The sequence below is a fragment of the Rivularia sp. UHCC 0363 genome (assembly GCF_034931125.1).
Lineage (GTDB): Bacteria > Cyanobacteriota > Cyanobacteriia > Cyanobacteriales > Nostocaceae > Rivularia.
This window is the reverse complement of the sequence record NZ_JAYGHM010000032.1, coordinates 51,768-56,811: the sequence shown is the minus strand read 5'-3', so window position 1 is coordinate 56,811 and position 5,044 is coordinate 51,768. Positions and strand designations below refer to the sequence as shown.

Below are 5,044 nucleotides of genomic sequence, written 5' to 3'. Positions count from 1 at the left end.
GAATTGGTAGGTTGGGTTAGGTGGACAATTAATATCGAGCATAAATGCAAAAAATTGAATTCCACCGTAACCCAACATTATATTTAGCGGATTTCGCATATTCAAATAGTGAATATTTGTCCGCAATTATTGATGTTGGGTTACGACACGATTAAGATAAATTCTTTTAATAATTCCCTTTACTGAAACTGGGAACCCAAAATCATTGTCCCAATCCCACCATCGGTAAATATTTCTAGCAAAAGAGCGTGGGGAATGCGACCATCAATAATATGAGCTGCACGTACTCCCTGAGCAAGAGAACGCACACAACAGGTAACTTTGGGTATCATACCTCCAGCAACTATTCCCTGTGAAATTAGATCGCGAGCTTCTTTAATATCTACTTTTGCAATTAAAGTCGAAGGGTCGCGATAATTTTCTAAAATACCTCTAGTGTCAGTCAGCAAAATTAATTTTTCTGCACCCAATGCAGCCGCTATTTCTCCAGCTACCGTATCAGCGTTAATATTATAAGCTTGTCCCGTATCGTCAGCAGCGACGCTCGATACTACGGGGATATAACCATTTTCCACCAAAGTTCCTAAAATTTCGGTGTTTACAGAGCTAACTTCTCCGACAAAACCAATGTCATCTTCACCTTGGTGACGAGCTTTAATTAAGTTACCATCTTTGCCGCATAAACCTACAGCCTTTCCACCAGCTTGATTTATCTTAGCAACTATTTCTTTATTAACTCGACCAACTAAGACCATTTCTACCACGTCCATTGTGGGAGCATCGGTGACTCGTAAACCATCTTTGAACTGCGGTTCAATTCCGATTTTTTCGAGCCAAGTATTGATTTCCGGCCCGCCACCATGTACTAAAATTGGTCGTAAACCTACGCAGGATAAGAAAACAACATCGCGGATAACTTTATCCTTGAGACTACTATCTTTCATAGCCGCACCACCGTATTTTACGACTACAGTTCTACCTGCAAATTGTTGGATATAAGGTAGTGCTTCACTCAGGACTTTTACCCGAGTAGCTGCATCCTGATGAATATATTCAGTATCATTAACCATCATAAGCAACGTTCTTTTGTTAAATCCGCATCCTGATAGTTTAAAAGAATTTGGCGCATAAAAGTAACTCGATAAGTAAGTCGGCAGAAATAAACAGAACTATGTAACAGAATATAAATTAAATTAGGTCTAAACTCTTACCCCTACAGCAAAGCTGCCCACTGCCTACTGCCTTGTCCTAATTACAATTTCAAGACCAACCTACTTAAACAATTTTTTTAATACCAATGCAATGTTGGGTTACGGTGCTTCAATTAATTACTTGTAAAAAACCATACTTATTGCTGCACCTAACCCAACCTACTTCCTAGAAGACTTTTTCAAAACACTGGGAATTTGAGTGAGTACTCGTTGAGCAATTTCTTCTGGTGTTTCCCCTTCTGTGAGAGTGATTCGTAAATCAGCTAAAGCATAAAGTGATTCTCTTTCTTGTAAAATACTGCGTAATTTCAATAAAGGATTACTATCTTGTAATAAAGGTCTTGTAGTATCTTCTTTCAAACGGTTATACAGTAATTCTGCGGATGCATCCAACCAGACAATCAAACCGTGATGCAGATAACTCCAGTTTTGACGCTTTAAGATAATACCTCCCCCAGTAGCTACAGCTAACTTTGTATAAGCGCTAACTTGAGAAAGTACATCACTTTCTAACTCCCGAAATGCCGTTTCTCCTTCCTCCGCAAATATTTGATTAATATTTCGTTTTGCAGATGCGGTAATTACTTCATCGGTATCAACAAATCTGTATCCCAGTTCGCTCGCTAAAGCGCGTCCTACAGTAGTTTTACCAGCACCCATCATTCCGATTAAGTAAAGGTTTATTCCTTGTAATAAGTTGTTCACGAGAGTTAAGACAAAGGTTCTTAATTTCTCACTTTACTTCAAAGTTCGGCATTTAAGCGACTTAGTTTCAGATGGTTTTTCAGTTGCTTTTCAAAGATTGTATGAGTAAATAACAGCGAACTTGCTTCATCTTGGCTATATTTTAAATTTTCCTCGATCAGCTTTTCAATTAAATATTCTCTTAAAACGGGAGTTTGATAAAAATTAGATGTTTGTCTTTCAATTAGCGATCGCCTTTGTAATAATTCTACAGCTTCGAGTATTAATCGTTGCGATACCCTCAACGTCAGTTTTTGTTGCAATGTCTGTAGGTCAAAATCGCGATCGAGAGCTAGCAAGTACATAATCTGCTTTTCTAAAACAGATAAACGGTCAAATTGCTCATCCAAACAAGAGCGAATATTCCCAAAAACTACCGTTTCTTGCTGAAGAAATTCTTCTATATTCCCAGCAAATAATTCCCCAATTGCAGTAGCAGCTAACTTTATAAATAAAGGATTTCCTGCATACCGCTGGGTTATTTCTTGAGAATCCTCTTCTTTAACGGTAGCGAATCCTTTTGATTTAAGTATATATGCGCTCTCTACTCGATCTAACCCCGTTAACTTCAAGCAGCGAACGGGTAGAGTTTCTCCTTCAAGAGCGGCAATTTCTTGGGGTTTCTCCCTACTCGTTAACAGCAAACAACTTTGATGCACAGATTCTCCCAAGCGTTGAATAAATTCCCCAAAAACTTCATAACCCGGAAGATATTGAATTTGCGGTAAATCTATATTTGAGGCGATCGCGTTACCATTACTAGCTAATATCCCAGAAGAATCTCTCGTGTTATAGCTATAACTACTGTATAAAATAGAATCTAAATGGTCTAATACAATTAAACATCGAGAAGAACGTAAACAATCTACCAATTCAGAAATACAGCGAGCAATGCTTTGCCTTTTTGTCAGTGTTTGTGGTGAAACTATTGCTAAAAGTTGATTAAAAAATACCTCTGGAGATGCAGCAAAACGTAAAGAACGCCAGATAACATAATCAAAATTATCTTGAACTTGTTCAGCTAACTTTACTGACAAAGCAGTTTTACCAATTCCACCCATACCCAAAATTACGACTAGACGTGCTTGCTCTTGCAACCACTGTTTTATTTGAGCTAATTCACCCCTTCTTCCATAAAAGATGCTTGCATCGATCGCTTCTCCCCAATCTTGTGTAGGAGTAGATTTCATCGTCGGTAGTTCCGTTTTTTGTTTAGTCGAATTCCCGTTTAGGGATGCCGATTGCATTTGTAGCAATTTTTTATAACCTGCTTTTTCTAAGAGTTGAGTTACGCGACTCCAATTTTTAACCTTAATAAATTCCGAGGTTTGCTTACTTAACATTTCTTCTATATATTTATACAATCCGTTAGAAAGATAGACTCTAACAGTGCTGCTGCTACGAGTTTTATAAACCTTGTGGGCAATTTCTGCTGGACTGAAACCGCATAGCAAACCCCGGAGAAACTTTTTTTCTACAGGTGTTAAAGCTTTTCCTTTGTTAGATGCTAAATCAATATATAATTTTTCTAAGTCCCAATTGTTCTTAGCTTCAATAAAATCCTCTTCTATCTGCTGTTGACTGCTTACATCCATTATTTTCACTGATTTACTTAAACTTGAATACGGCTTATTTTAACCAGTTTCTAGGTATTTTTATTTAAAGCAAGAATAAATAAAAATAAATTTATAACGAATTTGATAACGGTTGTTAGGTGACTTCTCCGTGATAATTTCGCTATGTTTGAACTTAACAGAAACTTAATAAAAGTTCTTTGAAACTTTATTGAATGAATGTAAGTCAATGACTAAGGACAATCCTGGCTGACTTCCTAGCAGGGATTTAATTTGACGGCTATCAAATTTTAATGTTGTTTTAAATGACCCAAACCTTCTGGAATCTCAAAAAAATGGTTTTATTTACCGTAATATCTGCAAAACTGTTAGCCGTTGCATATTTTATCTGAGAAAGCTCGAACAAATAAACGTAATAGTTTGAGGTTTTAGCAATGACTAGAATTCGTGATGTAGTGCAACAAGCATTAACAACTGGTTATCTGAGTGTAGAAGCAGAAAATCAACTGCGTAGATTGTTGACAACCCGGTATGACTGTGAAGACTTTAATGCTTTCGTGGTTCTTCAAGAAGCAGCCATGAACGGTAGAGTCAAGCAAGAATCCCGCGAGCGTTGTGGAATAAAGTAGAAAAAACATTTGTTTATTGAAATTTATTGGCAGTTATTGACGTGGTGAGCGTTTATCATCATCGTCGAAATCATCATCAAACAAACCCCAATCGTCATCATCATCTGTATCATCCGTATCATCATTTGAAGTCGCGGATTGGTTGGGAGGCGGTATAATTACTCGATAATCGGCATCATATACTGATTCTGTTTTTTCCACGTTAGGATTTTTAAAATCACGTTTTTGAGGGGAGTAAGATGGTTGCTGAAAATCTTCGTAATCCCTGTCATCTTGAATTTTTGTATAGCTCGATCGCGAATCAGTTGCTTGAGATTCTCTTTGTTCAAATCTTTCTTCAAAATCCCAATCATCATTAACGTTTTTATCTAAATCCCAATCATCATCGGCAGTATTCTCAAACTCATCCGGTGGTCGTGGTGTGCTAGCTGGTGGTGTCGTTTGGTAAGTTTCGTTAGGTCGCGAACGTTGATCGGCGCGGGGTGAATCGGAAGGCGTATATGATGTAGTTTGACGCGGCTGCGTTACATAACGGTTTGGTAATAACCTCAGCAAACTGCTAATTAATAAAGAAGTAAAACCACCAGCAGCAGTACCAAACAACATCCATATTGCCAAAGAAAGTGGTTTAGTTTGCCAGCCTAAAAAAACCAACGGTATTGCAGGAGACCAATTTTGTGCCAGCAATAGCGTCAGACCTCCCAGTACTGCTACCAAGAGAATTAAGCGAATTACAGTCATAAGAACTAAGATAAATACGATTGAAAAATTTATATTACCTTTAATTAAAACTTGAAAAAATAAAAGCTTTGATTTATTATTTCCCGGTTTGGCTAAAATCCGATTTCACGCAAAATTATTTCAATTCCCTACTCCCTACTCCCCA

Annotated in this window: 5 protein-coding genes; 1 reads left to right on the top strand and 4 read right to left on the bottom strand. The window is 37.5% G+C overall.

Going from position 1 to position 5,044, the window contains the following annotated elements; translation table 11 throughout:
* Nucleotides 1–179: 179 nt before the first annotated feature.
* The 3 genes from argB to VB797_RS18775 all read right to left on the bottom strand — a co-directional run bounded on the left by argB (nucleotide 180) and on the right by VB797_RS18775 (nucleotide 3,550).
* Complete coding sequence (gene argB / locus VB797_RS18785; protein ID WP_323239274.1) at nucleotides 180–1,070, bottom strand: acetylglutamate kinase; 891 nt, start codon at nucleotides 1,068–1,070, stop codon at nucleotides 180–182.
* Between the two features lie 300 nt (nucleotides 1,071–1,370).
* Nucleotides 1,371–1,916 (bottom strand): shikimate kinase, encoded by a 546-nt coding sequence (locus VB797_RS18780; RefSeq protein ID WP_323239246.1) that lies wholly within the window; start codon nucleotides 1,914–1,916, stop codon nucleotides 1,371–1,373.
* 38 nt (nucleotides 1,917–1,954) lie between these two features.
* On the bottom strand, nucleotides 1,955–3,550 hold the full coding sequence (locus VB797_RS18775) for an NB-ARC domain-containing protein (RefSeq protein ID WP_323239245.1): 1,596 nt from the start codon (nucleotides 3,548–3,550) through the stop codon (nucleotides 1,955–1,957).
* 413 nt (nucleotides 3,551–3,963) lie between these two features.
* Between VB797_RS18775 and VB797_RS18770 the strand changes: the two genes are divergently transcribed.
* Entirely contained in the window at nucleotides 3,964–4,158 is a 195-nt protein-coding gene (locus VB797_RS18770) for a hypothetical protein (protein ID WP_323239244.1), read from the top strand.
* A 33-nt stretch (nucleotides 4,159–4,191) separates the two neighbouring features.
* On the opposite strand, the gene VB797_RS18765 is transcribed toward VB797_RS18770, so the two are convergent.
* Nucleotides 4,192–4,899, bottom strand: a complete 708-nt coding sequence (locus VB797_RS18765) for a LapA family protein (protein ID WP_323239243.1) — start codon at nucleotides 4,897–4,899, stop codon at nucleotides 4,192–4,194.
* Between the last annotated feature and the right edge of the window lie 145 nt (nucleotides 4,900–5,044).